Origin of the sequence: Micromonospora globispora (genome assembly GCF_003857015.1) — a bacterium.
Lineage (GTDB): Bacteria > Actinomycetota > Actinomycetes > Mycobacteriales > Micromonosporaceae > Micromonospora > Micromonospora globispora.
The window spans coordinates 1-1,215 of the sequence record NZ_QGGF01000413.1 but is presented as its reverse complement, the minus strand read 5'-3'; the positions used below and the strand labels follow the sequence as shown (position 1 = coordinate 1,215).

General features: G+C 52.5%; 2 protein-coding genes. One reads left to right on the top strand and one right to left on the bottom strand.

Going from position 1 to position 1,215, the window contains the following annotated elements; genetic code table 11:
• The coding region (locus DKL51_RS37695; RefSeq protein ID WP_148097827.1) for a S8 family serine peptidase at positions 1-626 on the top strand (626 nt) is incomplete at its 5' end.
• Here the strand turns inward: DKL51_RS37695 and DKL51_RS37690 are convergent.
• A complete protein-coding gene (locus tag DKL51_RS37690; protein ID WP_124812449.1) occupies positions 619-990 on the bottom strand; it encodes a hypothetical protein in 372 nt (123 codons plus the stop codon). The two genes, DKL51_RS37695 and DKL51_RS37690, sit on opposite strands and share 8 nt — an antisense overlap.
• Positions 991-1,215: the final 225 nt, after the last annotated feature.

The window sequence follows — 1,215 nt, the reverse complement described above, 5'->3', positions numbered from 1 at the left end:
GTCGATCCAGCACTGTGACCCTTGCGGAGGCCACGGGACCACAAACACTGAAGGCCTATCACTTTAAGGGCACGGCGGTTCCTTATACTGAGCAAACACGTGCTGTCGTGGACTGCGGCTTGGGTGATCCGGCGGACTTTGCCGGGAAAGACGTCAAAGACAAACATGTGCTGGTCACTTTAAACCGCGTCACTCCGATCGAAGACCAGATCCGCAATGCCATGCGCGCCGGCGCCACCAGCGTGATTGTCGCCAACGACAGACCGGGCCTGATAGAAACGCGCTTGTTTGAAAAAGACAATGTGTTGTTTGCAGTGGGCTTTTTCGTAGAGCAGGCCGTGGGTGAAAAGATCCGCGCCTTGGTTAAAACATCGCCTGAAACTTTGGTCAGCCTGAAGTCTGAGCTTACAAGTTACAAAGAAACCTTCGGGACGTCGATGGCCACTCCGCACGTGGCCGGTGTAGCCGCTTTAGTGAAGGCTGCGAACAAAAAACTAAAGCCCTCAGAGGTGAAGGCTTTATTGATGAAAACCGCCACACCGATGCCGCCCAACGAAGACAATCGTTATGGCTCGGGCCTGGTCAATGCCGAGGCCGCGGTGGAGGCGGCTCTGGAAATCAAATAACTCTTTTCACAGCCATTTTAACCAGCGACTTGTCTGTCATGCGCTTTTTCACTGCGCGCAGCAGACTGTCCAGATTCACCTGAACATTGTCATTAGTGTCGACACAGACACCGCCCACCCATGTCTGATCATTCACAACATGAATGTCCTGATGGCTGGCCGCAGTCACATCGACTTTGTCACCGTCAACTTTGATTTCAGCCTGAACTGATTCGCTGGCACCCTCGCCGAATTCCGATTCATCCCAGTCTACTTTGATCACGTGGCTGTTGCTGACCTTGATCAGGCACAGGCCTGTTTTGCGGTTGATGATGCTGATATCCCCACTGCCAGAGGACTTTTTATCGCTGAACAGGCTGTCCAAAGCACCGGCATACACGTCGGACGAATTCAGTGATGCCAGGACCAGGCCCTTCAGATCGCCGGTCTCCTGCTGAATTTGCTATTGCGGCATCAGTTCCTGAATCCAAGATTTAAACTGCGAATCCGGCAGTTTCTGCCGCTTCTGAATCAAAGTTTTTGAATGGCCGTGATAAAGCGCTTCCAACTGCACCCGGAAATCAGAAATCGGGTTACAGAAGCTCCAGTT